Source organism: Coprococcus comes ATCC 27758 (assembly GCF_025149785.1).
Taxonomy (GTDB): Bacteria; Bacillota; Clostridia; order Lachnospirales; family Lachnospiraceae; genus Allocoprococcus; species Allocoprococcus comes.
Window position 1 is genome coordinate 850,352 of the sequence record NZ_CP102277.1, and the last position, 24,544, is coordinate 874,895.

A 24,544-nucleotide genomic window follows, 5' to 3' on the forward strand; every position below is an offset into this window, starting at 1 on the left:
AAGATTCAAAGTCCGTGGATTTTTTTAATCATGATATACGATTTTCCCACCACAGATCGTATACTTCACTTTGCCATACATAGGCGTTCCGGTAAATGGTGAGTTGGATGAAAGGGATGCATACTCGGTTGGAGTCCAACATTCGTTTTCATCGAAGATCACAAGGTCAGCTGCTTTTCCTTCGGCGAGCTGTCCGTATGGAAGGTGGTAAAGCTTTGCAGGATTGATGGTCATCTTTTCCAGAAGCTGAATAAGAGATAAATGTCCCGGTCTTACAAGGCTTGTGATGCCAAGGGCAAGGGAAGTCTCCAGACCGATGATTCCGCTTGGAGCTTCGGTGATTGGTTTTGCTTTTTCTTTTTTGCTGTGCGGTGCATGGTCGGTGGCAATCAAGTCGATGGTTCCATCTGCAAGTCCCTGAATAATCGCCTGACGGTCCTTTTCGGTACGGAGCGGCGGATTCATTTTCGCAAGTGTTCCATGCTCAAGGACTGCGTCTTCCGTCAGTGTAAAATGATGCGGTGTGGCTTCGGCGTGAAGTTTTGCACCCATTTTCTTATAAGTACGAACCAGATCGACAGAGATACCGGAGCTGATATGCTGAATCACAACATCGGCGCTGGATTTCAGTGCCAGCATGCAGTCTCTTGCAACCAGAGATTCTTCTGCAATGGAAGGAGAACCGTAGATGCCAAGCGCATCGGATACCTTTCCGTGGCTGATTCCGTTGTTGCGGATGAAAGAAGGATCTTCTTCGTGAAGGCTGACCGGTACGTTAAGCTTTGCCGCCTTTTCCATTGCGTGGAAGCAGAATTCTGCGTTTAGAAGTGGGATCCCGTCATCGGTAAATCCACATGCGCCTGCTTCTTTTAAGGCGTCCATATCGGTTTCTTCCTGCCCTTTCAGGTTGCAGGAAATCGAAGCAGCCTGGAAGATACGGATCTTTTCTTTGGAAGCACGCGAAAGGTTGTCTTTGAGAACCGGAACAGAGTCCACAGTCGGGGAAGTATTTGCCATGCAGATCACGGAAGTAAAACCGCCTTTTGCAGAGGCAAGTGCGCCGGTGTGGATGGTTTCTTTATAAGTAAATCCCGGATCACGGAAATGAACGTGGGTGTCAATCAGTCCCGGTGCAACCACAAGCCCGGCTGCGTCAAGGACTTCCTCTCCTTCTTTTGTAATCAGGGATGCCATTTCTTTGATGATGCCATCTTCAATCAGAAGATCCATTTTTTCGGAAAGTCCGGAAGCAGGATCGATGACAAGTCCGTTTTTGATAATCATAGTAGTTAAGCCTCCTTGCAGGATATTAGTCTGCTTCTAGTATACGGGATGGGAAAAAGGTTTGTCAATGCGACAGGAGAAGTTGAGAAAATAAGACTGGCTACAGAATCCAAAAGAGATTTCAGTTTTGATGTATCCGATCTGGTATGTATCAAAATTGAAATCTTTTTTCTTTTATGCATGTCTCATATTCTTTTCAAGAGCAACTCTCTTTTTCCCAGTTGCACGGTAGAATTCCACGTGTTTTCCAAGAAAACTCTGGATGGCGGAAACGGTTTTTCCAGTCAGGAATGCACAGAAGACAGTGCCGATTCCGATGCCATAGAATCCGTGGAGGATTGCAAGGGAAAGAACCACAGTAGTCGTCAGACAGGTGAGATCGAAGGTTGTCTTAACGATTTTATAGTTCTTTTTTACAATACCGGACAGATCGCGAGGGAAGATATCTGTCGGGATGATTGGAAGCATACAGTTGTTGGCAAGGCAGATACCGAAGCATACCAGTAAGAATCCTGCCAGGAAATAAATCGTGTGAAGAGGCAGGGAGTTCGGCAGAGCCTGGATCCATGCGTTGTGTACGTCGATCATTTTTCCAAATCCGATCCCGACTACGAAAGAGAAAAGGTAGCCGGGGCAGAATGAACGCTTGAGGATCATCAGTGTAATGACAAGCAGTGTCTGGAAAATATAATTCCATGTTCCGAAACTGAACACCGGGAAGGCGATGTTAAATACAAGCGGCACTGAGGAGATCGTTGAGATCCCGAATCCGCTTTTTGACATCAGATCCACGCCGAGTGAATTGATCAGCAGGACGATGAGCAGAGCGACTTCTCCGGCCAGATGAAATTTTTTTTTATTCATAGGTACAAATCCTTCTTTCCTGATAGATAATAATTTACAAAAATTTTATATTTAATCTGTTTCTCATTATAATGAAGAAAACTGATAAAAACAAATGATTATTTTGAATGAACTGATTCTAAAATAGAATGAAATATGCTAAGATAATGGAGAGTAAAGAGTTGATTTTGAAAAATAAGATGACTGCGGAAGATAAAAGAGGGAATATATGAATATCGAATATTTAAAATATTTTTCAGAGCTGGCAAAAATCCAGCATTACGGAAAGGCGGCAAAGGCACTGAATATTTCACAGCCGGGACTCAGTCATGCGATCAAGTCGCTGGAAGAAGAGTACGGAGTTCCGCTGTTTCAAAAAGAAGGGCGAAATGTGAGCCTGAGTCATTACGGCAAAGAGCTGATGAAGGATGTGGATGAAATTCTGGGAGCGTATCTTCGTCTGGAAGAGCGGGCGGTAGGACTTCGGACGGAAGAGAAAACGGTGCGGATCGGCAGTGTGTATCCTCTGGCACCGGGGACGATTCCACATATGCTGAAAGAGTTTGGGGCGACATTTCCATTTATCATCTACAATCGGATGACACCGGAGATCGCAGAAGGACTTTTGGATGGAAAATATGATATCGGCTTTTGTTCGGATCTTTTGAAATCGGATGAGATCGAATATTATCCGATTCGGGATTCATATATCGCAGTAGTGGTTCCGAAGGGACATCCGCTTGAAAATAGAGAACGGATCAGTCTGAAAGAGACAGCTGGATACCCACAGATCATGTTTTCCAAGACCAGCGGTTTCCGTACTCTGCAGGAGCAGATTTTTGCAGAAGAAGGAATTAAGGTAAAGCCGGTATGTGCTGCGGAAGAGATTGAAGTTATCACAGGACTTGTGGAGAATGGGTTCGGGATTTCCGTATTGCCGTATATGGATATCGTGCGGTTGCATAATGTGGTGACGATTCCGGTGAAGACTTCAGGGTGGAATTCCAAATTCTACATTGCGAGAAGAAAGTATGGAATCCGCTCAGAGCAGGAGGAGGCATTTTTTCAGTACTGGAAGAAAAAACATCATTAAAATTCATTAAGAATCCTTGCACTTACAGAGAAAAAAAGTCTATAATCTGTTTTATGAAATATCGTTGTGAAAATCAAATGGGAGGTTACACAGGATGATAGAACAGATTGTAGAGTATAATAAGAAATTCGTGGAAAATAAAGGCTATGAGCCGTACCTGACCAGCAAGTACCCGAACAAGAAGCTTGCCGTGCTGACCTGTATGGATACCCGTCTGACAGAGCTTCTTCCGGCAGCGCTGGGGCTGAAAAACGGAGATGCAAAGATTATCAAGAATGCAGGTGGAGTCATTACGCATCCATACGGAAGTGTGGTCAGAAGCCTTCTGGTTGCGATTCTGGAGCTTGGTGTGGAGCAGGTTATGGTCATCGGACACACTGACTGCGGCGTGCAGGGAATGGATGGAAATGAACTGTTAGGAGAACTGGTAGAGCGCGGAATCGACAAAGAACATATTGATATCGTAAGACACAGCGGAATTGATCTGGAAAAATGGCTGGGTGGATTTGAATCTGTGGAGAAGTCGGTAGAAGAGACTGTGCATACACTGAAGACACATCCATTGATGCCGAAGGATATTAAGATCAAGGGATTCATTATGGATTCGGAGACAGGGGCGCTTACGGAAGTGTAAGGGAAACAAAGTTGCCCTTGTAGGTCTTTGCTATGAGATTTTCAAGGGTAAATGGAAATAGCCGCCAACTACAATAGCTGACGGCTGTCATATAAATAGCTGTTACTATATAGGGGAGCCACTTGCGGTTTCCCTTCTTTTCATTTCATAGGAAATTCCGAAGGAACTTCCTATTCATTTACAGTGGTATAATCTGAAGAATCACACCAATAACGATCATAATCACACTGATTGCCCAGTACCATGGAATACTGAACTTCATATGATCTTTCAGTTCAACATTGGCAAGACCGGTTGCCAGATAGGTGGCGGGAACCAGAGGGCTTACCATAAGAGCAAGATTTTTACCGATTACCATAGTAAGTGCAGTACTGAGTGCATCTACACCATAGGCAGTCATTGATAAATCCTCCTAAGTAAATAAAATTTAACTTGTTATTTATAAAAGAAAAGATAATACTGTATTAAATAAAACCGCAGAGATCATACTGATCGGAACTGCCTGGAACAGAAGCTTCGGGAACATTGTGTTTCGTTCTTCTTCTGTAGCACATGATCCCATGATCAGGCTTCCGCCGGATGAAAACGGGGAGATCGCTGAACTCTGTGCACCGATCACGATGCAGGTAAATAAAATCATCGGATCGATTCCTGCTGTATGGGCAAGAGAGGACACCAGTGGAAAGAGAGCCGGACATACAACACCTAAGGTGCTGGAGAAAAAGCTCATAACCGCACCGATCAGACTGAATGCGATCGGAATGAACCAGGCCGGGAGACTGCTTCCGGCCCAGGAAGCTAACAGGTCGATGGTTCCGGCAGAAATTGCCACATTGATCAGCATACCGACACCGCAGATCATGATAATGGTATTCCACGGAACTTTTGCGATCACTTCTTTCTGAGGCGCAAGTTTCAGGAACAGTGCAATTGCTGAGAAGATGATTGCTACAAGTCCGACATCCATTTTGCTGTTAATAAAAGTGATTACTTGTATATCAGGTAAAAGAATATGAAGAACCGGAAAAATAAGGACGACCAGGATCATGGTGATCATCAGAGAAAGATTTTTCTTCTGAAGATCTGTAAAAGGTTCCGGTTTATCAAAGGTAACACCTTGTCCGATCTGACGGTTGCTTTTCGGAACGTATCTGAAAAAAGCGATCAGAAGCAGGGAAAAGATCACACTTGCGATGAAAATGACAGCAGTATAGCGGAAAGACTGGTCTGCATAGCCGCCTCCTTCCATAAGTCCGCGATAAATGATCCCACTTCCGCTGGTCATAAAGTTGGCACCAGATAGTGCACCGCAGTTGATTGCGATTGCCCCGACCAGTTTGCTCATCTTTGCCTCGTCACAGATCAGAAGAGTCAGAGGAGCCATAAAAGCCATGACTGTAAAGAATCCGGCTCCAAGTGCGGCGATTCCTGCGCTGGCTGCATAGAGGGCAAAAGGAAGAAGCCCCGGAGCCTTGCGGAATGCATACAGCAGCCAGCGTGCAGTTTTTTCGAGAGTTCCGTTTGCCAGTGCAAAATTATAGAACAGTGATACGGAAAAGATGACAAACATTGTACTGACAGGCCATCCGCTGATAATTTCCTTTGGTGTCATGCCAAGAAGGAAAGCACCGATCAGATAGGCAAACACGATTGCAAAAAATCCGGTGTTAAAACCAGTTTTATATCCAATGATTACGGCAATAAAGATTGCCGCTATGATGATGAAACTAAGCATAATAAATCTCCTTTAATGAATTTATCTTAAAGAGTAAGATTGAGAAGTCCAGCCTGGATCGTATGAGTCATGTAGTAGATCTGCTCTTCCGGGATCTGATGGTCTGCAAGGTACTGAAGATACTGGTAAAGTGCATCTTCCCATGCAGGATTTTCGACCTGACCTCCATCTGTGCTGATCATAACATTCTTGTAGCCACAGGCTTTGATCGCTTCAAGATTCATCGGAAGGTTGCTCTTATATTTACCCTGGCCGAGTGGCTGGGCGAAGCAGTGCTCCAGGATGACACCGTAGTCTTTTACCAGCCGGATCTGATCTTCCAGGCTCATTCCGACGAGCCACCATTCCGGATGGGTGACAACAATTTTTTTGACACCCGCATTTCGTGCTGCTTCGATGACACGAAAGCATTCTTCCGGAGAGAGATGTCCGGTGCCAAGAACCACATCAAAATCTTTGACCAGCTGAAATACGTCCTTTAATTCAGAAACCGGTTTCCCATCACGGATGATATCGACACATTGGTCGGTGGACTGGTTCATCTGCCGGCGGTGGTTTCTTGCCCACTGTGTCGGAAGCCAGACAACCTTTCCACCTAATTTCAGTCCGCTTTCGACAGCAAATGGATTGATTCCGCCTATTTGACGGTTCAGAGTGATACTTCCGTACATTGTAAAATGATTATCACCCTGGTGGACGATTTCGTTATGACGGTTACAGAGAAAAGCGCGGTCAACCGTTGAACCCTGGTGTGTTTTAATTACAATGGCACGTGCGCCGACGCGGATTCCGGCTTCCATCAGCTCAAAATCGTCATATCTGCGGTGACGGAGATCCGGGTTTGTATGAACATGCATATCAATAATATTCTTCAAAAAATCTTTGTTCATATTTGTGAGTCCTTTCAAAAAAAATATATCTGCGTTGTGCAGGATTGCCAAATCTTTGATTCTATTTTATAATAGACGATATATAGGCGCAATAGAGAAAAAAAGATGATGTGTATCGGAAAAAACGATGGGAGGATTTCGGATTATGGACATGAAAGAACTAAAATATCTGGCAGTACTTGCAGAAGAAGAAAGTATTTCAAGGGCAGCAGAGCGGCTCTATATGGCGCAGTCATCATTAAGCCAGTTTTTACATCAGTTTGAGAGTGAAATAGGAACCAAATTATTTGTGCGGACATCAAAAGGAATTACGCCGACTTACAGTGGAAAAAGATTTATCGAGCATGCTCGGGAGATATTGCTCGAATATCAGAGGGCAAAGAATGAATTGTGGGATAATGAAAATCTGCAGTCGGGCAAAGTAATTCTGGGGATCAGTTCCTTTCGTGGACGGCGCAAGCTTCCAACGATATTAAGGAAATTTTATGAAAGATATCCAAATGTAAAGGTTCAGGTGGTAGAGGATAACAGTATATGTCTTGAAGAACTGCTTCTGGACGGAAAGATTGATATTGCAGTGATCGCGATGCCGGTAACAAAATTAAAAAATAAGGTTGAAATACTGAAAAAGGATGAGATTATTCTGGTGGCGAATAAAAGTCACCCGGTTACAAAAGCAATGCATCAGACGGAAGGGATGCCGATCCACTGGATCGATCTGAAAGAAACCGGGGATTACAAATTCATTATGAGTGGATATGATACGATCCTTGGCAGGTTCAGCCGGAGGCTGTTTACCAGGGAAAAGTTAAAATATAAGTCAGATCACAACGACATTTCCGCAGCGATGGCGGTCGCGATGGCAAGAGAGGGATTGGGAATAGCGTTTACCTATCAGTCCTGTGCGGAAGAATATGAAGATATCCAGTATATCAGGATCGGAAAAGAAGGAGAATTTCTGGATCTTGGAGTGGCGTACTCTACGGATGAATATCATTCAAAAGGTGCAATCGAACTGGAAAAGGTAATCCGGGAAGTTTATTCGGATGAGAAATATGATATCTTAGGTTAAAAATTGGAGTGGAAAATTCAAATAGAATTTTCTATAAAATGTGAGGCACTATGAGCCATAAATACGTATTCGGTGTGAAAATGTATTTATGGCTTGTTTTTTGTTTCATAGGAAGTTCCGAAGGAACTTCCTATGAAACAAAAGGCACTGTGTGCCGGAGATGCGCACTCGCACGAAGATGAAGAATGTCGCAAGCGGTCTACGCTCCGCTTCGGTCGTTGCTTAACGAGCGCCACTGGCGCTCAGCAACGCGCTCGGCTCGAGAATGTGCCTCGGCACATTCTTTCTTATTTGCTGCTATCGGTAAAACCGATATAAAACTACGATTTTCCATATTTGAAAATGATAATAAAGTATTTTATGATAAAAGCAGGAAAAGCCAAATCTTAAAAACGATCAAATCTAGGAAAACAATCAAAACAGTAGGAGGAAACAAGAATGGTTAAGCTGTATGACAAAGGAGTTTATCTGGTAGGGGGAACCAGACTTGCTGAGGAAGAAAACCAGGCAGAAGCATTTGCCGGAAAACCGGTCTGTAAAGAAGAGGCGAGAAAAGGAACTATCGCTTATTCCATTATGGAAGCACATAATACATCCGGAAATATGGATAAACTGAAAATTAAATTTGATGCAATGGCATCCCATGATATCACATTTGTCGGAATCATCCAGACAGCAAAAGCGTCCGGAATGGAGAAATTCCCAATTCCGTATGTACTTACAAACTGCCATAACTCACTTTGCGCAGTCGGGGGAACAATCAATGAAGATGACCATATGTTTGGACTTTCAGCTGCCAAGAAATACGGTGGTATCTATGTTCCGCCACACATTGCAGTCATCCACCAGTATATGAGAGAAATGTTCGCAGGATGCGGCAAGATGATCCTTGGTTCTGATTCACATACAAGATACGGTGCTCTTGGAACTATGGCGATCGGTGAAGGTGGTGGAGAGCTTGTAAAGCAGCTGCTCTGTGACACCTATGATGTAAACCGTCCGGAAGTAATCGCTATTTACCTTGATGGAAAACCGAATCCATGGGTAGGACCGCAGGACATTGCACTGGCGATCATCGGTGCGGTATTCAAAAACGGATATGTAAAAAATAAGGTTATGGAATTTGTAGGACCTGGAGTGTCAACCATGACGACCGACTACAGAAACGGAATCGACGTAATGACGACAGAGACCACCTGTCTCTCTTCTGTATGGAGAACGGATGAAGATACCAGGGCGTTCCTTACACTTCATGGAAGAGGAGAAGATTATAACGAATTAAACCCGGCGGATGTGGCTTATTATGATGGATGTGTTTACGTTGATTTAAGTACAGTAAAACCGATGATCGCACTTCCGTTCCATCCAAGTAACACCTATGAAATTGATGAATTAAATGCAAATCTTGGAGACATTCTGCGAGAAGTGGAAAAAGAAGCAGCACACGTAGGAAATGGAAGAGCAGACTACACACTGACGGATAAGATCGTGGATGGAAAGCTGAAGGTTCAGCAGGGCGTGATCGCAGGATGTGCCGGTGGAAACTACACCAATGTGGTCGAAGCAGCAAATGTCCTGCGAGGAAAAAACTGTGGGAACGGAGAATTTTCACTTGCGGTGTATCCTTCTTCGCAGCCGGTATTTATCAATCTGGCAAGAAAAGGAATTACGGCAGACCTTATGGAAGCTGGAGCAATCATCCGTACAGCTTTCTGTGGACCGTGCTTTGGTGCAGGCGATACGCCGTGCAATAACGGACTCAGTATCCGTCATACGACCAGAAATTTCCCGAACAGAGAAGGATCCAAACCAGGAAACGGACAGATGTCAGCCGTTGCGCTTATGGATGCCCGTTCCATCGCAGCAACAGCGGCAAACCAGGGATTCCTTACATCAGCAGAAGAATTTGACTGCTGGGGAGAGATACCGGAATATACTTTTGACGATACTGTTTACAGAAACCGCATTTATTATGGTTTCCAGAAGGGCGATGAGAAGAAAGATCTGGTATACGGACCGAATATCAAAGACTGGCCGGAAATGAGTGCGCTGACAGACAACATTCTTCTGAAAGTATGCTCAAAAATTATGGATCCTGTCACAACAACAGATGAACTGATTCCATCCGGAGAGACATCTTCTTACCGTTCCAATCCTTTAGGACTTGCAGAATTCACACTTTCCAGACGTGATCCGGAATATGTGGGACGTTCAAAAGCAGTGGATAAGATTGAAAAATCAAGAATCGCAGGAGAAAATCTGACAGAAGTTTATCCGGAACTTACAGAAGTTTACCAGGTGATCCATGGTATTCCGGGATTTGGAGAGATCAGACCGGAAGAAACGGAAACAGGAAGTATGATCTATGCGGTGAAACCGGGAGATGGTTCCGCAAGAGAACAGGCAGCAAGTTGTCAGAGAGTGATCGGCGGTCTTGCGAATATCACAAAGGAATATGCGACAAAACGATATCGTTCCAATGTAATGAACTGGGGAATGATTCCGTTCCAGATGAAAGAAGAACCGGGATTTGAAGTCGGTGATTATATTTTTGTTCCGAATATCCGTCAGGCACTGGATGGGGATATGAAGGAGATTAAAGCTTATGTGATCAGACAGGGAAAAGCAGAAGAAATTTCGCTTTATGTGGCAGATATGACATCGGATGAGCGGAAGATTGTAAAGGCCGGATGCCTGATCAACTATAACAGAGCAAGAAAAAATCAGTAGAATGATTTAAAATTACAAACCTTAATAAATATTAAGAAAACCATAGGTGTTTCTGTAAGGTAAGAGCCCTATGATAAACACAACGAAGCAAATACTAATGCAAATGGATGTTAAGGAGGAAGCACGAATGGAAATCAAGAAACCTGCAATTGCAGGAACATTAGAATCCAGTGACTGCCAGGTAACAGTAGAAGCCGGAGAAGGAAAAGTTGATTTTTCACTGGAAAGCGCAGTGATCAATCAGTATGGAAACCAGATTAAGAAAGTAGCTTATGAAACACTGGAAAATCTGGGAATCGATAATGTAAAGCTTACAATCGTAGATAAAGGAGCTCTTGACTGTACGATCAAAGCAAGAATCGAAGCAGCTGTTTACCGTTCGGTAGGACAGATCGAAGATTTACCGTGGGGAGGTGCGATCAGATAATGAATCCGAATAAAAAAAGACTTAGAAGAACTATGATGTTTTTAAATGCACAGAAACCGGGACTGATCAAAGATCCTTATATTTACAAACCGGATTCCATCATGCTTGATCTGGAAGATGCGGTTGCAGAAAACCAGAAAGATGCAGCCAGATTTTCTCTTTATCATGCACTTAAGACGATTAATTATAGAGGATGTGAACGTGTTGTCAGAATTAACGGACTGGACACTCCTTACTGGAAAGAAGATATCCGCTGCGCAGTAGCAGGCGGTTGTGATGCGATCCGTATTCCAAAGACAGAATCCGCACAGGACGTAAAAGTGGTAGAAGCTGAAGTTGTTCAGGCTGAAAAAGATTTCGGACGTGAAGAAGGAAGCGTTCTGATCATGGCAGCTATTGAATCAGCACGAGGTGTGATGCGTGCACTTGATATCTGCGAATCTTCCGAAAGACTTTTCGGAATTGCCCTTTCCGGCGGAGATTACACTAAAGACCTTCAGACACACATCACCGGAACCGGAATCGAGCTCATGGGAGCAAGACAGAACATGGTAATCGCAGCAAGAGCGGCAGGTGTACAGTGCTTTGATACAGTATACACAGACCTTGATGATATGGATGGTTTCCGTCAGGATGTTGAGAATATCCACCTGATGGGGTTTGATGGAAAATCCATCATCAACCCAAGACAGATCAACATTGTACATGAAATCTTTACACCAAAACAGAAAGATATCATTTTCGCAGAAAAAGTTGTCCGTGAAATTGATACAAAGAAAGCACAGGGGATCGGTGTATTTACAGTAGATGGTAAGATGATCGATATCGCTTTCTATGACGGAGCAAAGAGAACAATCGAGCTTGCAAAAGCTTCAGGTGTGTATAAGGGGGATTTATAAGATGATTAACGCAGTAGGTAGAGATATCCCGGAAGAGATTTTAAAAGCAACTGGTAAAGAAGTATTTCAGGGTGTTCATCATTTTGACGGACATGTCTATAAAAAACACGGACCGGAAGTAGAATGTGTGATCAATTCCAACGGAAGCAAGATGGTAGACAGTATCCATGATGTTCTTGTAAAATGTGGCATCAAAGACGGTATGACAGTCAGCTTCCATCACCATTTCCGTGAAGGGGATTACGTTGTAAATATGGTAATGAAAGAGATCCACGATATGGGAATCAAAGACATTACAATTTGTGCAAGCTCTCTTGGAAAAGCACATGATCCTCTGGTAGAATATATTGAAGATGGAACCATTACAAATATCCAGTCATCCGGTGTGCGTGGAAAGATCGGAGAAGCTATTTCCAATGGTAAATTAAAAGGTCTTGCGATCATGCGTTCCCACGGCGGACGTGTACGTGCCCTGGTAACAGGTGAGACACAGATCGATATCGCATTTATCGGAACTCCTACCTGTGATGAGTACGGTAACTGCCGTGGTATCGGTGGAAAATCTGACTGTGGTGTACTTTCCTACGCAATGTCAGATGCTTTCCATGCAAACAAAGTCGTAGCAATCACAGACTGCATGGTTCCGTTCCCGAACTTTCCGGCACATATTTCAATGACAAAGGTAGACTATGTTGTAGAAGTAGACCAGATCGGTGATCCGAAGAAGATCGCAACAGGTGCAGCAAAACCGACCACAGATATGAGAAAGCTGATGATGGCTGATTACTGTACACAGTTCGTTGTAAATACACCGTATTTCAAAGACGGATTCTCTTATCAGACAGGTGTCGGCGGAGCTTCTATCGCATCTACTATTTCACTTGCAAAGGTAATGAAAGAAAGAAATATCCGTATGCGTTTTGGTGTGGGTGGTCTTACAAAGCCGATGTGTGACCTTCTGATCAACGGTCAGGTAGATGCACTTCTGGATACACAGGACTTTGACCTTGCAGCTGTAGAATCTGTAAAAGATCTGCATCATTTCCGGATCAGTGCAGGTGAGTATGCGAACCCGTTCAACAAGGGTGCAGTTGTCAATAAATTGGATTTCGTAATTCTTGCAGCTCTGGAAGTTGACGTACACTTCAACTGTAACGTTGTTGTAGATTCTAATGGTATGATCACAGGAGCGCAGGGTGGACATCCGGATACAGCAGCCGGAGCAAAATGTGCCATCGTTATCGCACCGCTTCTTCAGGGAAGAACACCGGCAATCTGTACAGACGTAACAACCGTCACAACACCGGGAGAAAGTGTAGACGTTGTCATCACAGATTATGGTATTGCAATCAACCCGAAGAGACAGGATCTGATCGAAGCAATGAAAGATGTAGACCTTCCATTTAAGACCATCGAAGAGTTACGTGATATCGCTTACTCTATCGCGGGGGAACCACAGAAGGTACAGTTTGGAGATCGTGTTGTCGGTGTCATTGAAAGCCGTGACGGTACCATCATGGATGTTGTCCGTCAGATCAAGCCGTTTGAATTTGATGATTAAATTCTGATCGGAAAACTTACAGGTTATTGGCAATTGGATATAAAAGGAGAACCGTATGGGAAAGAATCAGGCAGTAGAGAAAGCAGAATACTTTGCAGAATCGATTGGCCGGATGGCGTATCAGGCGCTGCTTGAGGAAGTCTATACGGTTCCCAAACCGGGGCTTGTAGATCCGTATTCCTGTGGTGCCCACACTGATATGGATGTGCAGACCTTTGAAAGAAGTGCAGAGGCGTTGTATCCGTGGTTTGTTAGAATGGCATACCAGGGATATCAGCTGACCTGTACGCCGGAAGATCTTTTCCGTGAAATCCGTAAGACCGGAATGCTTGCGGAGGAAGCCATGTATCGGGCAACCGGACATGTGAATACACATAAAGGGATGATCTTTACCCTTGGAATATTCAGTGCGGCAGCGGGAAGATGTATCCAGGAAGACGGAACGGTTACTTTACAATCCATCCTTCGGATGGAGCAGAAGATGACTGCCAGGATCTTAAGAGCCGAAATTGAGATGTTGGGAAAGGAACCTGCGAAAAGTAACGGTGAGAAAAATCTCGTACAATACGGGACTACAGGGATTCGCGGGGAAGCGCTTGCTGGATACCCATCTGTTTTTCATATTGCGCTTCCGGTACTGGAGGATGGACTTTTGCGGGGAATGGAGTGGAACCGGATCAAATTACAGATCCTTTTTGCACTGATGAGCCGGGTGCAGGATTCCAACATTTTATCGAGAAAGAATCCGTCAGTACTCTATCAGGTACAGATGGAAGCGATGCAGTTTCTGGAGGAAGGCGGAGCCTACTCAGAAGATGCGTTAGACAAACTGATCCGTATGGATGCGGATTATATAAAGCGTGGTATCAGCGCGGGTGGGTGTGCCGATCTACTTGCCACCTCACTGTTTCTTGCGATGCTGTGCAATAAAATTCCAAACGAGAACGGGGCAATCCTGAACCTCTTTCCAGTTGTAAAATAGAGCGTATAATAACTGAGAACGGGAATCAAATTTTCTGCCATGAATATGGACTGCACCAGACTGGTGAGGAATAAAAAAGATGACTTTTCACAAATGAGCGGGTGAAAAGTCATCTTTTTATTTCATAGGAAATTCCAAAGGAACTTCCTATGAAATAAAAGGCACTGCGTGCCGGAGATGCGCACTCGCACGAAGATGAAGAATGTCGCAAGCGGTCTACGCTCCGCTTCGGTCGTTGCTTAACGAGCGCCACTGGCGCTCAGCGCGAGAATGTGCCGAGGCACATTCTTTCTTATTCATTAGGAGAAGATTCTGGATGGAGCCTCTTCTTGATGAAAAGGTCGTTTACGGAACAAAACGGTATCCCAGTCCGCGGATTGTCAGGATATACGCCGGATTCTGTCTGTCATCCTCAATCTTACCACGAAGCCGGTTGATGTAGACCATGATCGCATTGTCATCAACGGCAACCGTATTGCCCCAGACATGCTCATAGATCATATCCTTGGTGAAAACCTGCTGCGGATGCTTCATAAAAAGCAGAAGAAGTGCAGACTCCTTGGAAGAAAGGATAAGTTCTTCGCCATTTTTGTAAAAACGCATGGTTGTGGTATCATAGCTGAATGGACCGCATTCCAGAGTATCGGAATTGTCGAGTACCAGATTCTTGTTGCGGCGGATCAGTGCTTTTACTTTGGCACCAAGTACAAGCGGTCGGAACGGCTTGGTGATATAATCATCCGCTCCAAGTGAAAGCCCGTACAGAGAATCATAGTCTTCATTACGTCCGCTGACGATCATAACCGGTGTACTGATCCCCTGATTGCGAAGCCGTTTGATGACCTCAAATCCCTCCATATCTCCCAGCATAATATCCATAAGGATCAGGTCAAATGTATGATTTTTCAGGATGGACAGAGCATCCATGCCACAGTTTACTGTTGTTGTTTCCAGCTCATTGCTGTGCATTACCTTTTCCAGCAGCTTACAGATTGCCGGATCATCATCTACGATCAGTATTTTGTCAGCCATTGAGGCAACCTCCCAAAAGTAAAAATTTCAATAAAATTCTATACAACTTATAAAAAACATTATAATATTAGAAAGAGAACAAGTCAATTGATAACAAACCGGGGACGAGAATATATGAAGAAAAACAAAAAGACACTGATTGCTGCGATTCCACTTTTTTTAATCGTAATTCTTGTATTTGCAGGATTTGGTGTCTGGAAAAAGTACAGAGATACTTTGATGCAGAACCAGGAGGAACAGATGCTCCTGACAACCAGAATCCTGAGTGAAAATATGGCGATGTCCGCAGAGGAATATGAGGAAAGTTTAAGTTTTCTTGCGAAAACAGCAGAGAACAGACCGCAGGATGAGGCAAAACAACTGTATCGGGAATTTATAGACACACAGACCAGTTTTATCACGAATCTGTACCTGGAAGACGAACAGGGAAAGCTTTCAGAGCGTGTCAAGGATGTACAGATTGTAAGTTCACAGCTGCTCACTCAAAGCTCGGCAAAGAATAGCATTTATATGGAAAAAGATACAGATGGGAAAATCTATAATGTATATAAGCGTATTTTGAAGGATGGGAGAAAGATCTGTCTGATGATCGATGCGGAAAAATATTATCAGAAACTGATTTCGGGAATTCACATCGGAACGAATGGATACATTGTAGTCAAAGATGCAGAAGGAACGATCATCATGCATCCGAAGAAAGAACAGTGGGGAATTCCGGTTATTGCAGGAAGGAAGAAAATGTATCCGGATCTGGATTACTCCAGTCTGGAGAAGATGATTGAGGATCAGAAGAAGAGAAAAGAAGGTATTTCTCATTATTATTCGTATTGGTGGACAAATGAAGAACGTCCGAGAGTACAGAAAATCAGTGCATATTCTCCGGTTCAGATCGGAGACAGCTTCTGGGTAGTCAGTGCGGTGATCGACTACGATGATCTGTACGAACCGATAGCTGAAGGTTTCTTGAAAATGGTATGTATTTTTGTTGGTATTTTGTTGGCTGCCGGTATTGCGGTTGTCTTATTTGGCAGAGTGATGCGTGATATGAGAAGAGCTGTGCGGGAGATCAATGATCTGAAAGAACTGAATGAGCAGTTGGAAAAAATGCATCGGAGTGAGCAGAGTATCGCACATCAGCAAAGACTTCAGATCATGGGAACTATGACAGGTGGTATCGCACATGAATTCAATAATTTTCTGACTCCGATCATGGGATATGCAGAGCTTCTGATGATGGAACTTCCGGAAGGATCAGAAGAACAGGACAGTGCAAAAGAAATTTATGAGGCTTCGGAAAAAGCAAAGGATGTAGTGCGCCAGATTTCGTCCCTGAGTCGAAAGAATGTAGAGACCGTTTATAAAAATATTTCGATAAAGAAATTCATGACGCGTGCAGAAAGGATGATGGAATCTGTCTGTACGCCTCTGATCCATATGGAAAGTGAGTTTCGGGTAGATGATGAAATGATCCTTGGAAATGCGACACAGCTGAACCAGGTGCTTTTAAATGTCTGCGTTAATGCGGTGCATGCGATTGGAAAAAATCAAGGAAATATCAGAATATCCTGCCATTCAGAAGAAAAAGAAAAACTGGCTCAGGGAGTGATTGAAAAGCTTTCGGATGTATGGAAAAAGTATATCCATATCCAGGTGAAAGATAATGGGTGTGGAATGGATAAAGAGACGCTGCGTCAGATTTTTGATCCATTTTTTACAACGAAAAAAGGGGGAGAGGGTACCGGACTTGGACTGGCACTTGCGGAGCAGATTATTACTTCACATAAGGGATATATTTATGCAGAGAGCAAAAAAGGAGAAGGAAGTACCTTTCATATCTACCTTCCGGTACTGGATACAGAGCATATGCCACAGATTGTGCAGAATATTCCCAGAAAGGATTATCGGATCGTGGTGGCAGATGACAATGCAAAGGTATTGCAGCTGCTGAAAAAGAATTTTGAGAAGATCGGGATCCAGATTCAGACCTGTATGAAAAGAGAAGAACTGCAAAAATGTCTGGAACAGCAGCAGGCAGATGTGCTGGTAGTAGACGAGACGATGGAGGATTGCAGTGGAGTGGATTTCTGTATGTCGCTTGCAGGCAGATATCCGGACATGCTGAAGCTTATTATTATTGATGGAGTCAATCGTGAGATGGCAGAGGCCCGGCAGAAAGGAATCATTGACGGATATGTAGAAAAACCGGTATCGGATACCGCGATTCTTGAGGCAATTCGGAATTGTGCCAGCCAGCCGGTATAAGAAAAAAGACGCAGATATCTGTAAGGTGTAAGATAAGACAAACCCAACCTTAATACTTTTAAAGATTTACCTTAACAAAATGTAAGGAGGAATCTGTAAGAGTGTAAGGTTGGGTTTTTATAATGGAATCATCAAATAAATGGTACGAAAAAGTACCCGTACAAAAGGAAGGAGAAAATGCCATGAGTGAAGCAATGCTTGCCTTATTGGGATTTGCAACCATCATTATTGTGATTGCGTTGCTCTTAAGAAATGTAACGGTACCGGCTCTTGCATTTGTCAGTGTATCAACTGTAACAGGTGCGATCCTTGTAGCAACCGGAACATTTACGATTGAAGAAATGGGGGAATTTGTAACAGCCGGTGTATCAGGAGTACATGGTACTGCAGCACTGTTTATCTTCTCTGTACTTTTCTTTGGAATTATGACAGATGTAGGAATGTTCGACAAGATCATCAATGCATTGATGAAGAAAGTCGGAAGTAATGTAGTCGGTGTTGCCATGATGACTTGTATCATTGCTATGATCGGACATCTGGATGGAGGCGGTGCCTCTACATTCCTGATCACAATTCCGGCAATGCTCCCGGTTTACAAACGTCTGAATATGAGACCGACAACTCTGATGCTCATCTGTGTATCTGCAATGGGTGTAATGAACCTTCTGCCATGGGGTGGACCGACAATGCGTGCGGCTACTGTCCTTGGAATTGAACCAAATGCACTGTGGAAACAGATCATTCCAATGCAGGTTGTAGGTATTTTTATTGCACTTGGAACAGCATTTATCTGGGGAAATATCGAAAAGAAGAGAGGTGCGGGCACTTCTTCAGCAGAAAAGATCGAGTATGGCGGAATTGAAGATGAAGCCGTAACAGATGATGAAAAGAATGAGCTTGCAAGACCGAAACTCTTTGTATTCAATGTAATCGTAACACTGGTAGTGATCGTAAACCTGGTTCTTGCAAAGGTACCGTCTTACTATATCTTTATGGTAGGATGTGCAGTAGCACTTTTTGTAAACTACCCGGGTGCAAAAATGCAGGGTAAGATTATTAAATCCCATGCAGGTCCGGCACTTACCATGGCATCTACGATTCTTTGTGCAGGTGTATTCCTTGGAGTTATGCAGCAAACAGAGATCATGACTCATATGGCTAATGTACTTGCAAACGTGGTTCCACAGTCTATGGGAAGATTTTTACCGCTTATTGTAGGTCTGGTATCAGTACCGCTTACACTGATGTTTGATACCGATTCTTTCTTCTTCGGAATGCTTCCGGTACTGATCGGAATCGGAAACGAATTCGGTGTAAATCCGGCACATATTGCCATTGCAATGGTTGTTTGCCGTAACTGTGCAACTTTCATCAGCCCGGTTGTTCCTGCTACTTTTCTTGGAACCGGACTTGCCGGTGTGGAGATCAAAGATCACATCAAGAACAGTTTCTTCTGGATCTGGGGTGTAAGTATTATCTGTCTGATCTCAGGTATAATTCTTGGAGTTATCAAATTCTAGTTAGATAAATAAAAAGATCCTGTATTTCATGTGATTTGTACATGGAGTACGGGATTTTTTTGGATATGCATATAAAATGGTCTGATGATTGAAATGCAATGAAAGTGCTCGAAAATGTTATGCAGGGTATAAGATTTCAGGAAAATGTGATAGAGTTATTTTACTTCGATTTAGTTCTAAAATCGAAAAAGTATCTAATTAACCATAATCAGAAGGTATCTCATTTTCGGTGCTCAATTTTCGAGTAAACTCCCGACAATGAACAAAGCAAAAGAAAATATAGAAGTATGGGAGTTTGCCTTTACAAAGGATGACAGTATGTTAAAATATTTATAGTAGAAAAGTCAGAATGAAACTGGGATCATCCAGTGGATGCGATTTATGAGCGGAAAGAACAGAAAGGATTTTGCAAAGATGGCAGAGCAAAATGAATATATTAAAGAAGCTTATGAATGTCTGGAGAAGATGAGTGCAGATGAAAGAAAAAGAAGAGAATACGAAGAAAGACAAAAAATTTTGTGGGATCATAATTCGTTTATGAAAAGTGCAAAAATAATTGGGATGCGAGAAGGTCGTGAAGAAGGACGTAAAGAAGGACGTAAAGAAGGGCGTAAAGAAGGGTATAGGGAAGCATTAGTTTCAATTGTTATAAAAAAATTGCAAAAAGGGATGTCAGCAGAGGAAATTGCAGATTTTCTGGAAGAGGATGTCTTGACGATACAGAGAATCTATGATATTGCCAATACCTATGCACCGGAATATGATATAGAAAAAATAGTACAAAAGTTGGAAAACACATCAGGAATGAAACAAAAGTAAGAAAAGAGTAAGTCAAATCAGATAGATGAGTGATTTGACTTACTCTTTTTTCGCATGTAATTAGTTGTTGTTCACTTATAAAGCAAAACACCATATGAGGATGCCCTAAGGCATATGCCTTAGTATGAGGAATGTTTTACTTCAAAACTTTCCGCAAAATACAAGTAATAATTCCCACCACGCAGAATGGAAAATATGCCGGGTAAAGAGAACCAAATACCAGGATACCGCCTCGGATACCGGTCAGCAACTGAACATCAGCAGGAATTGCAGCTGCGGCTAGACTGAAGAGGTAGGACAGAACATATACCAGGACAAAATAAGTAAGTCCGCGTCCGGTTCCGTGCCGGATGCCACTTAATGTGAAAAAGAACGTAGACAGCATCCAGATCAGCATAACCGCTCCGACAGCCAGATAAGCAATCAGAGTAAGATCTGGATTGGATGTCAGTGTATTGATATCTCCATAATCAGACAGCTGATTCCAGAATGAAAAAAAGGTAATCGCCAGGATGATGGCGGACATCAGAACCGGTGCCGGGCGAAGGATGAAAGTGGTCAGTTTCTCAGCGGCAGTACTTCCGGTGCGGGCAATATTCCGGATTGGAGCAGCCAGTTCTTCGGAAGAGGAATCGGGACGTCTGCGGGAATTTCTCCGTTCTGTCCGTCTGGCTGGTCTTTGGCGGTCATAATAAGAATCCTCTTCTTCATAATCATCGTCATAATCAGGAGCAAGCCTGTCTGTTTCATCGTAGTAGTCGTCAGTTTCATAATCGTTAAGATAGTCTGTGTCGTCATACCGGTCGTCATAATCATCCTGCCCCACAGGGATCGACGGGAGATCGCCTGTATAAGTTACTTCAAAGTTGTCATCAAAATAGTCGTCTATATTTTTTTTATTATTCATAAAACAAATACACCCTCCTTGTGCATAAGTGTATGGTAACTGTTTTGACAGTCTGTGTCAAATAAATAATGAGATGATTGTGAAATTTGAAAAATTGAAAATGGGTTAATGTAGCAAAGATGGAAAGAGAAAGAGTGGTAGGGGACATCATTCTATGGTAGAATAAATCTGTATGAAAAAATAAATGAGGACAGAAAAATATGGCGATCAATATAGCAACAAAAGCAATCCTGAAAATCCTGTCTTTTGGAGGGATTGATGTAGAAGTATCAAGGCAGCTTGCGGATCTGAAAAGACTGGATCCGATGAAAATTTTTTATAAAAAAATGGATCTGCAGGTATATAATGGCGATTATGAAGTTCCGATCCGGGTATTTTTCCCGGATGAAGCATCGTGTCTGGAAAAAGATCAGATCAAGGGACGAAAGATCATGCTTTTCCTTCACGGAGGAGGATGGGCGACTGAGCATGTGGAAAATTATGAGAGAGTATGTTCCCGGATGGCACAGGCGACGGGGCAGACTGTAGCAGCAGTAGAATACCGCCTGGCGCCGGAGCACAAGTTCCCGACCGGGCTTATGGACTGCTATGCCGTGGCAAGAGCATTGTATACGCATCCGGATACAAAGCCGGAGGATATTACTCTGATTGGAGACAGTGCAGGTGGCAATCTGGCAGCTGCACTGTCCATTATGGCACGGGATCGTGGCGAATTTATGCCAAAGAGACAGATTCTGATCTATCCGGCAGTCAATAATGATTATTCAGAGAAGAGTCTGTTCTCTTCTGTAAGGGAGAACGGGCAGGATTATCTTCTGACGGCAGGCAAATTAAAAGATTATATCAATCTTTATGCAGGTTCGGAAGAGGACAAGTTAAACCCATATTTTGCACCGATTCTGGAGAAAGATCTGTCAGGACAGCCGGATACACTGATCCTGACGTCAGAATTTGATCCGCTCCGGGATGAGGGAGAAGCGTATGGAAGACGTCTTGCAGAGGCAGGTAACCGGGTGGAAGTACACCGGATCAAGGATGCACTTCACGGATATTTTGCACTGGGAATCCGGAGTCTGCATGTACAGGAAAGTTTTGAATATATCAATCATTTTCTGGAGGGGGAATAGAAAATGTCGCAGACAAATGTAAAGCACTGGAGAAGGCTGGACAATGCAGCGAAGCTTTTTCCGGCGGCGAGCAGTAAAAGGGATACCCGTGTATTCCGGTTCTACTGTGAATTGAAAGAGGATATACAGCAGGAGATCCTGCAGAAGGCGGTAGACAGGACACTGGAAAAATATCCGATCTTTCTGTCCGTGTTGCGAAAGGGACTGTTCTGGCATTATCTGGAACAGAGTAATAAAAGACCGGTTGTAAGAGAAGAGTATAAGGAGCCGTGCAGCAGCCTTTATATCCGTGATAAGAGAGATCTGCTTTTTGAAGTGACTTATTACAAAAAGAGAATCAATTTTGAGGTCTTTCATGTGCTGACGGACGGAACCGGTGCCAGTGAATTTGTACGGGAGCTGGTGAAAAATTATCTGTATCTGGCACATCATGAGGATGGACTGGAGGATGTGGTTCTGTCAGAGTATTCGGAGAGCCTTTTCGATCAGGAAGCAGATGGATTTGAAAGATATTATTCCCGTCAGGCAGACCGCAAAAAGGAGAAAAAACCGGCAGCGCATCAGCTTCGCGGAAACCGGCGCGAGCTTGGAAGCCTGCAGACGACAGAGGCAGAAATTCCGGTCGAAGAACTGAGGCATCAGGCAAAGACTTATGGTGTATCGATGACGGTATTTCTGACTGCGGTATATCTGTGTGCGATTCACCGGACAATGACAAGACGGCAGGAAAGCAAGCCGGTTGTACTGATGGTTCCGGTAAATCTGCGTAATTTCTTTCCGACCAATACAATGCTCAATTTCTTCAACTGGATCGAACCGGGATATCATTTTCAGGGTGGAAAAGAAGAGTTCACAGATGTTGTGCAAAAAGTAAATGCATGCTTTAAAGAAGAACTGACAGCGGAAAAGATGGAGAAGCGGATGAACGATTACTTCGCCTTGCAGGTGCATCCAATCCTGAAATTTGCGCCGCTGGAACTGAAAAATGTCTGTATCAATATCGGGGCGAGGACGGCAGAAAGTGATGTGACCGCTATTTTTTCCAACATGGGAATCATCCGGATGCCGGAAAGCTATGAGACGTATATCAGGTATTTTGGTGTTTATACAAGTACGCCGAAGGTAGAGCTTTGCATGTGTTCTTTCCGGGATAAGATTTATCTGGGATTTACGTCCAGATATGACTGTGATGCGATCAAGGACAACTTTTTCCAGATTCTGAAAGAGCAGGAAGTAAAGCCTGAGATCCTTGAAGTGGAGTATCCGGAAAGTGTGATGACAGAAGCGAAAGGAATGCAGATTTTCAAAATATTTACATTTCTTTGCATGATCGCGATTGTGGCGGCACTGGGAGTGGATTATAGCATTGATACGAATTTCCATCTGTCACTGTTTGTGTGCGGCGGTGCGTTCAGTATGTGGTTGGCGCTCGCAGTCGGTTTCTTCAAGCGGTACAATCTGCTGAAGAATGCCATGTGGCAGCTGATCATTGTGACAGTCGGCTGTATTATCTGGGACTGGCTGACCGGCTGGCATGGTTGGTCGATTGACTTTGTGCTTCCGGGAGTCAGTGGCTTGATTATGATTTCGATGCTGATCATATCGAGGGTGTATTACCGTCAGGCGAAGGACTATCTGGTGTACTTTGTGATGGCGGCGCTTTACGGAATGATCTTACCATTTATCTTTTTGCTGACTGGTAAGGTACGAATTGTATTTCCGTCTGTGATTTCAATTGGGATGGGCGTGCTGATGCTGATCGGACTGGTGCTTTTCAAGGGAAAAGAAATGCGTCAGGAAATGGAAAAGAATTTACATGTATAAATCGGTGGTGCCGCAAAATTATCTGGATTGATGATTTTGCGGCACCATATTTTTTGCATTTAAATATCTGACGAGTGCGGTGATCTGGATCAGAAGTTCTTCCTGATGCTTTGCATCGAGTTCTTTAAATAAAGAAAGAACTTGGAATTCAAAACGAAGCAAAGAAACAGAAGGATCCGGTTCACCAATTTCCAAAGCTTCATCTGCAGAGATGCCATACAGATTGGCAAGGGTTGCGAAAGTGGAGAGATCCGGCTCGGCAACGTTATTCTCATAACCGGACAGAGATTTTCTGTGGATACCGGTCAATTCCATCACTTGTTTCTGGGTATATTCTTTATTCTCACGGGCGTTTTTCAGAATTTTACCAATATCTTTCATGAAAATGTTCCCCCTTCAAACATAGTATAAGTTCATTATAAATGGTCAGAGCAGGAAAAAGCAATGACAATTTATTTTGATTTTTTATCGAGATAGTCTGCGAGAGATTGAAACTGAATCAAAAGCTCTTCCTGGTGGCTGGTGTCAAATTTTTGGAAAAGAGTAAGCATTTTTCATTCGCAGCGCGAAAGGGAAAAATGCGAGGGGGGGGTAGAAGTCTTAATTCCTAATACTTCATCCGCAGAAAGTTGATATAAGCGGAGTAATCTGGCAAATGTGTCAAGATCTGGTTCAGCTACACTGTTCTCATAGCCGGACAGAGTCTTGCGGTTGATACCGGTCAGTTCCATTACTTTCTTCTGAGTATAAAAATTATCTTCACGTGCTGTCCGGAGAATTTCTCCTATATGTTCCATGGGCGATCGTCCTTTCGAAGATTTCATATATAATATAAGTGAAGTGGTATGTACTATTGCTATTATATAAGAAATAGACGTTAAAAAGAGTAGAATTCTTAGAAAA

At 43.4% G+C, this 24,544-nt stretch carries 21 protein-coding genes and 1 pseudogene; 13 read left to right on the forward strand and 9 right to left on the reverse strand.

Annotated features, from left to right (window positions below):
* Nucleotides 1-24: 24 nt before the first annotated feature.
* Both NQ556_RS04335 and NQ556_RS04340 read right to left on the reverse strand, forming a co-directional pair.
* A complete protein-coding gene (locus NQ556_RS04335) occupies nt 25-1,284 on the reverse strand; it encodes a dihydroorotase (protein WP_008372000.1) in 1,260 nt (419 codons plus the stop codon).
* 174 nt (nt 1,285-1,458) lie between these two features.
* The gene (locus NQ556_RS04340; protein ID WP_008371998.1) at nt 1,459-2,148 is read right to left on the reverse strand and encodes a DUF6198 family protein; all 690 of its coding nucleotides are present in this window, start codon (nt 2,146-2,148) and stop codon (nt 1,459-1,461) included.
* Nucleotides 2,149-2,356: 208 nt separating this feature from the next.
* Between NQ556_RS04340 and NQ556_RS04345 the strand changes: the two genes are divergently transcribed.
* Nucleotides 2,357-3,220: a LysR family transcriptional regulator gene (locus NQ556_RS04345; protein ID WP_008371996.1), complete on the forward strand. Its 864-nt coding sequence runs from the start codon at nt 2,357-2,359 to the stop codon at nt 3,218-3,220.
* Nucleotides 3,221-3,314: 94 nt separating this feature from the next.
* Nucleotides 3,315-3,854 (forward strand): beta-class carbonic anhydrase, encoded by a 540-nt coding sequence (locus NQ556_RS04350; RefSeq protein ID WP_008371993.1) that lies wholly within the window; start codon nt 3,315-3,317, stop codon nt 3,852-3,854.
* Between the two features lie 178 nt (nt 3,855-4,032).
* Here NQ556_RS04350 and NQ556_RS04355 read toward each other — a convergent pair whose 3' ends face one another.
* From NQ556_RS04355 to NQ556_RS04365, 3 genes are read right to left on the reverse strand one after another with little or no spacing between them, the layout of a single operon-like run.
* The gene (locus tag NQ556_RS04355) at nt 4,033-4,254 is read right to left on the reverse strand and encodes a hypothetical protein (protein WP_204575853.1); all 222 of its coding nucleotides are present in this window, start codon (nt 4,252-4,254) and stop codon (nt 4,033-4,035) included.
* A gap of 39 nt (nt 4,255-4,293) precedes the next feature.
* A complete protein-coding gene (locus tag NQ556_RS04360) occupies nt 4,294-5,589 on the reverse strand; it encodes an SLC13 family permease (RefSeq protein WP_008371990.1) in 1,296 nt (431 codons plus the stop codon).
* A 26-nt stretch (nt 5,590-5,615) separates the two neighbouring features.
* Nucleotides 5,616-6,479, reverse strand: coding sequence for a DUF6282 family protein (locus tag NQ556_RS04365; protein WP_204575855.1), 864 nt, complete (start codon nt 6,477-6,479; stop codon nt 5,616-5,618).
* Between the two features lie 145 nt (nt 6,480-6,624).
* Between NQ556_RS04365 and NQ556_RS04370 the strand changes: the two genes are divergently transcribed.
* The 6 genes from NQ556_RS04370 to citG all read left to right on the forward strand — a co-directional run bounded on the left by NQ556_RS04370 (nt 6,625) and on the right by citG (nt 14,150).
* Nucleotides 6,625-7,551 (forward strand): LysR family transcriptional regulator, encoded by a 927-nt coding sequence (locus NQ556_RS04370; protein WP_044998941.1) that lies wholly within the window; start codon nt 6,625-6,627, stop codon nt 7,549-7,551.
* A 438-nt stretch (nt 7,552-7,989) separates the two neighbouring features.
* Nucleotides 7,990-10,281: a hydratase gene (locus NQ556_RS04375; RefSeq protein WP_204575857.1), complete on the forward strand. Its 2,292-nt coding sequence runs from the start codon at nt 7,990-7,992 to the stop codon at nt 10,279-10,281.
* A 127-nt stretch (nt 10,282-10,408) separates the two neighbouring features.
* Complete coding sequence (gene citD, locus NQ556_RS04380; protein ID WP_044998939.1) at nt 10,409-10,708, forward strand: citrate lyase acyl carrier protein; 300 nt, start codon at nt 10,409-10,411, stop codon at nt 10,706-10,708.
* Complete coding sequence (locus NQ556_RS04385) at nt 10,708-11,607, forward strand: aldolase/citrate lyase family protein (RefSeq protein ID WP_008371977.1); 900 nt, start codon at nt 10,708-10,710, stop codon at nt 11,605-11,607. The genes citD and NQ556_RS04385 overlap by 1 nt, the downstream gene beginning before the upstream one ends.
* A gap of 1 nt (nt 11,608) precedes the next feature.
* Nucleotides 11,609-13,168 (forward strand): citrate lyase subunit alpha, encoded by a 1,560-nt coding sequence (gene citF, locus NQ556_RS04390; RefSeq protein WP_008371975.1) that lies wholly within the window; start codon nt 11,609-11,611, stop codon nt 13,166-13,168.
* A 55-nt stretch (nt 13,169-13,223) separates the two neighbouring features.
* Nucleotides 13,224-14,150: a triphosphoribosyl-dephospho-CoA synthase CitG gene (citG, locus tag NQ556_RS04395; RefSeq protein ID WP_008371973.1), complete on the forward strand. Its 927-nt coding sequence runs from the start codon at nt 13,224-13,226 to the stop codon at nt 14,148-14,150.
* Nucleotides 14,151-14,495: 345 nt separating this feature from the next.
* On the opposite strand, the gene NQ556_RS04400 is transcribed toward citG, so the two are convergent.
* On the reverse strand, nt 14,496-15,182 hold the full coding sequence (locus tag NQ556_RS04400) for a response regulator transcription factor (RefSeq protein WP_008371972.1): 687 nt from the start codon (nt 15,180-15,182) through the stop codon (nt 14,496-14,498).
* Nucleotides 15,183-15,296: 114 nt separating this feature from the next.
* On the opposite strand from NQ556_RS04400, the gene NQ556_RS04405 reads away from it, so the two are divergent.
* The 3 genes and pseudogenes from NQ556_RS04405 to NQ556_RS04415 all read left to right on the forward strand — a co-directional run.
* Nucleotides 15,297-17,444: an ATP-binding protein gene (locus NQ556_RS04405; protein ID WP_008371970.1), complete on the forward strand. Its 2,148-nt coding sequence runs from the start codon at nt 15,297-15,299 to the stop codon at nt 17,442-17,444.
* 182 nt (nt 17,445-17,626) lie between these two features.
* A complete protein-coding gene (locus NQ556_RS04410) occupies nt 17,627-18,964 on the forward strand; it encodes a CitMHS family transporter (protein WP_117555968.1) in 1,338 nt (445 codons plus the stop codon).
* 357 nt (nt 18,965-19,321) lie between these two features.
* A pseudogene (locus NQ556_RS04415) lies at nt 19,322-19,783 on the forward strand (PD-(D/E)XK nuclease family transposase); the annotation flags it as partial.
* Between the two features lie 136 nt (nt 19,784-19,919).
* Here NQ556_RS04415 and NQ556_RS04420 read toward each other — a convergent pair.
* Nucleotides 19,920-20,690: a hypothetical protein gene (locus NQ556_RS04420; RefSeq protein WP_008371962.1), complete on the reverse strand. Its 771-nt coding sequence runs from the start codon at nt 20,688-20,690 to the stop codon at nt 19,920-19,922.
* A 200-nt stretch (nt 20,691-20,890) separates the two neighbouring features.
* On the opposite strand from NQ556_RS04420, the gene NQ556_RS04425 reads away from it, so the two are divergent.
* The gene (locus NQ556_RS04425) at nt 20,891-21,817 is read left to right on the forward strand and encodes an alpha/beta hydrolase (RefSeq protein WP_008371960.1); all 927 of its coding nucleotides are present in this window, start codon (nt 20,891-20,893) and stop codon (nt 21,815-21,817) included.
* Between the two features lie 3 nt (nt 21,818-21,820).
* Complete coding sequence (locus NQ556_RS04430) at nt 21,821-23,641, forward strand: DUF6320 domain-containing protein (protein WP_008371958.1); 1,821 nt, start codon at nt 21,821-21,823, stop codon at nt 23,639-23,641.
* A gap of 18 nt (nt 23,642-23,659) precedes the next feature.
* Here the strand turns inward: NQ556_RS04430 and NQ556_RS04435 are convergent, their stop codons facing one another.
* Nucleotides 23,660-24,022: a helix-turn-helix domain-containing protein gene (locus NQ556_RS04435; RefSeq protein WP_022220639.1), complete on the reverse strand. Its 363-nt coding sequence runs from the start codon at nt 24,020-24,022 to the stop codon at nt 23,660-23,662.
* A gap of 173 nt (nt 24,023-24,195) precedes the next feature.
* On the reverse strand, nt 24,196-24,438 hold the full coding sequence (locus NQ556_RS04440; protein WP_008371954.1) for a helix-turn-helix domain-containing protein: 243 nt from the start codon (nt 24,436-24,438) through the stop codon (nt 24,196-24,198).
* Nucleotides 24,439-24,544: the final 106 nt, after the last annotated feature.

What these genes read in the sequence shown, in the direction of transcription:
- NQ556_RS04335 (WP_008372000.1), bottom strand. Translation starts at nt 1,284, where the DNA reads ATGATTATCAAAAACGGACTTGTCATCGATCCTGCTTCCGGACTTTCC.
- NQ556_RS04340 (WP_008371998.1), bottom strand. Translation starts at nt 2,148, where the DNA reads ATGAATAAAAAAAAATTTCATCTGGCCGGAGAAGTCGCTCTGCTCATC.
- NQ556_RS04345 (WP_008371996.1), top strand. Translation starts at nt 2,357, where the DNA reads ATGAATATCGAATATTTAAAATATTTTTCAGAGCTGGCAAAAATCCAG.
- NQ556_RS04350 (WP_008371993.1), top strand. Translation starts at nt 3,315, where the DNA reads ATGATAGAACAGATTGTAGAGTATAATAAGAAATTCGTGGAAAATAAA.
- NQ556_RS04355 (WP_204575853.1), bottom strand. Translation starts at nt 4,254, where the DNA reads ATGACTGCCTATGGTGTAGATGCACTCAGTACTGCACTTACTATGGTA.
- NQ556_RS04360 (WP_008371990.1), bottom strand. Translation starts at nt 5,589, where the DNA reads ATGCTTAGTTTCATCATCATAGCGGCAATCTTTATTGCCGTAATCATT.
- NQ556_RS04365 (WP_204575855.1), bottom strand. Translation starts at nt 6,479, where the DNA reads ATGAACAAAGATTTTTTGAAGAATATTATTGATATGCATGTTCATACA.
- NQ556_RS04370 (WP_044998941.1), top strand. Translation starts at nt 6,625, where the DNA reads ATGGACATGAAAGAACTAAAATATCTGGCAGTACTTGCAGAAGAAGAA.
- NQ556_RS04375 (WP_204575857.1), top strand. Translation starts at nt 7,990, where the DNA reads ATGGTTAAGCTGTATGACAAAGGAGTTTATCTGGTAGGGGGAACCAGA.
- citD (WP_044998939.1), top strand. Translation starts at nt 10,409, where the DNA reads ATGGAAATCAAGAAACCTGCAATTGCAGGAACATTAGAATCCAGTGAC.
- NQ556_RS04385 (WP_008371977.1), top strand. Translation starts at nt 10,708, where the DNA reads ATGAATCCGAATAAAAAAAGACTTAGAAGAACTATGATGTTTTTAAAT.
- citF (WP_008371975.1), top strand. Translation starts at nt 11,609, where the DNA reads ATGATTAACGCAGTAGGTAGAGATATCCCGGAAGAGATTTTAAAAGCA.
- citG (WP_008371973.1), top strand. Translation starts at nt 13,224, where the DNA reads ATGGGAAAGAATCAGGCAGTAGAGAAAGCAGAATACTTTGCAGAATCG.
- NQ556_RS04400 (WP_008371972.1), bottom strand. Translation starts at nt 15,182, where the DNA reads ATGGCTGACAAAATACTGATCGTAGATGATGATCCGGCAATCTGTAAG.
- NQ556_RS04405 (WP_008371970.1), top strand. Translation starts at nt 15,297, where the DNA reads ATGAAGAAAAACAAAAAGACACTGATTGCTGCGATTCCACTTTTTTTA.
- NQ556_RS04410 (WP_117555968.1), top strand. Translation starts at nt 17,627, where the DNA reads ATGAGTGAAGCAATGCTTGCCTTATTGGGATTTGCAACCATCATTATT.
- NQ556_RS04420 (WP_008371962.1), bottom strand. Translation starts at nt 20,690, where the DNA reads ATGAATAATAAAAAAAATATAGACGACTATTTTGATGACAACTTTGAA.
- NQ556_RS04425 (WP_008371960.1), top strand. Translation starts at nt 20,891, where the DNA reads ATGGCGATCAATATAGCAACAAAAGCAATCCTGAAAATCCTGTCTTTT.
- NQ556_RS04430 (WP_008371958.1), top strand. Translation starts at nt 21,821, where the DNA reads ATGTCGCAGACAAATGTAAAGCACTGGAGAAGGCTGGACAATGCAGCG.
- NQ556_RS04435 (WP_022220639.1), bottom strand. Translation starts at nt 24,022, where the DNA reads ATGAAAGATATTGGTAAAATTCTGAAAAACGCCCGTGAGAATAAAGAA.
- NQ556_RS04440 (WP_008371954.1), bottom strand. Translation starts at nt 24,438, where the DNA reads ATGGAACATATAGGAGAAATTCTCCGGACAGCACGTGAAGATAATTTT.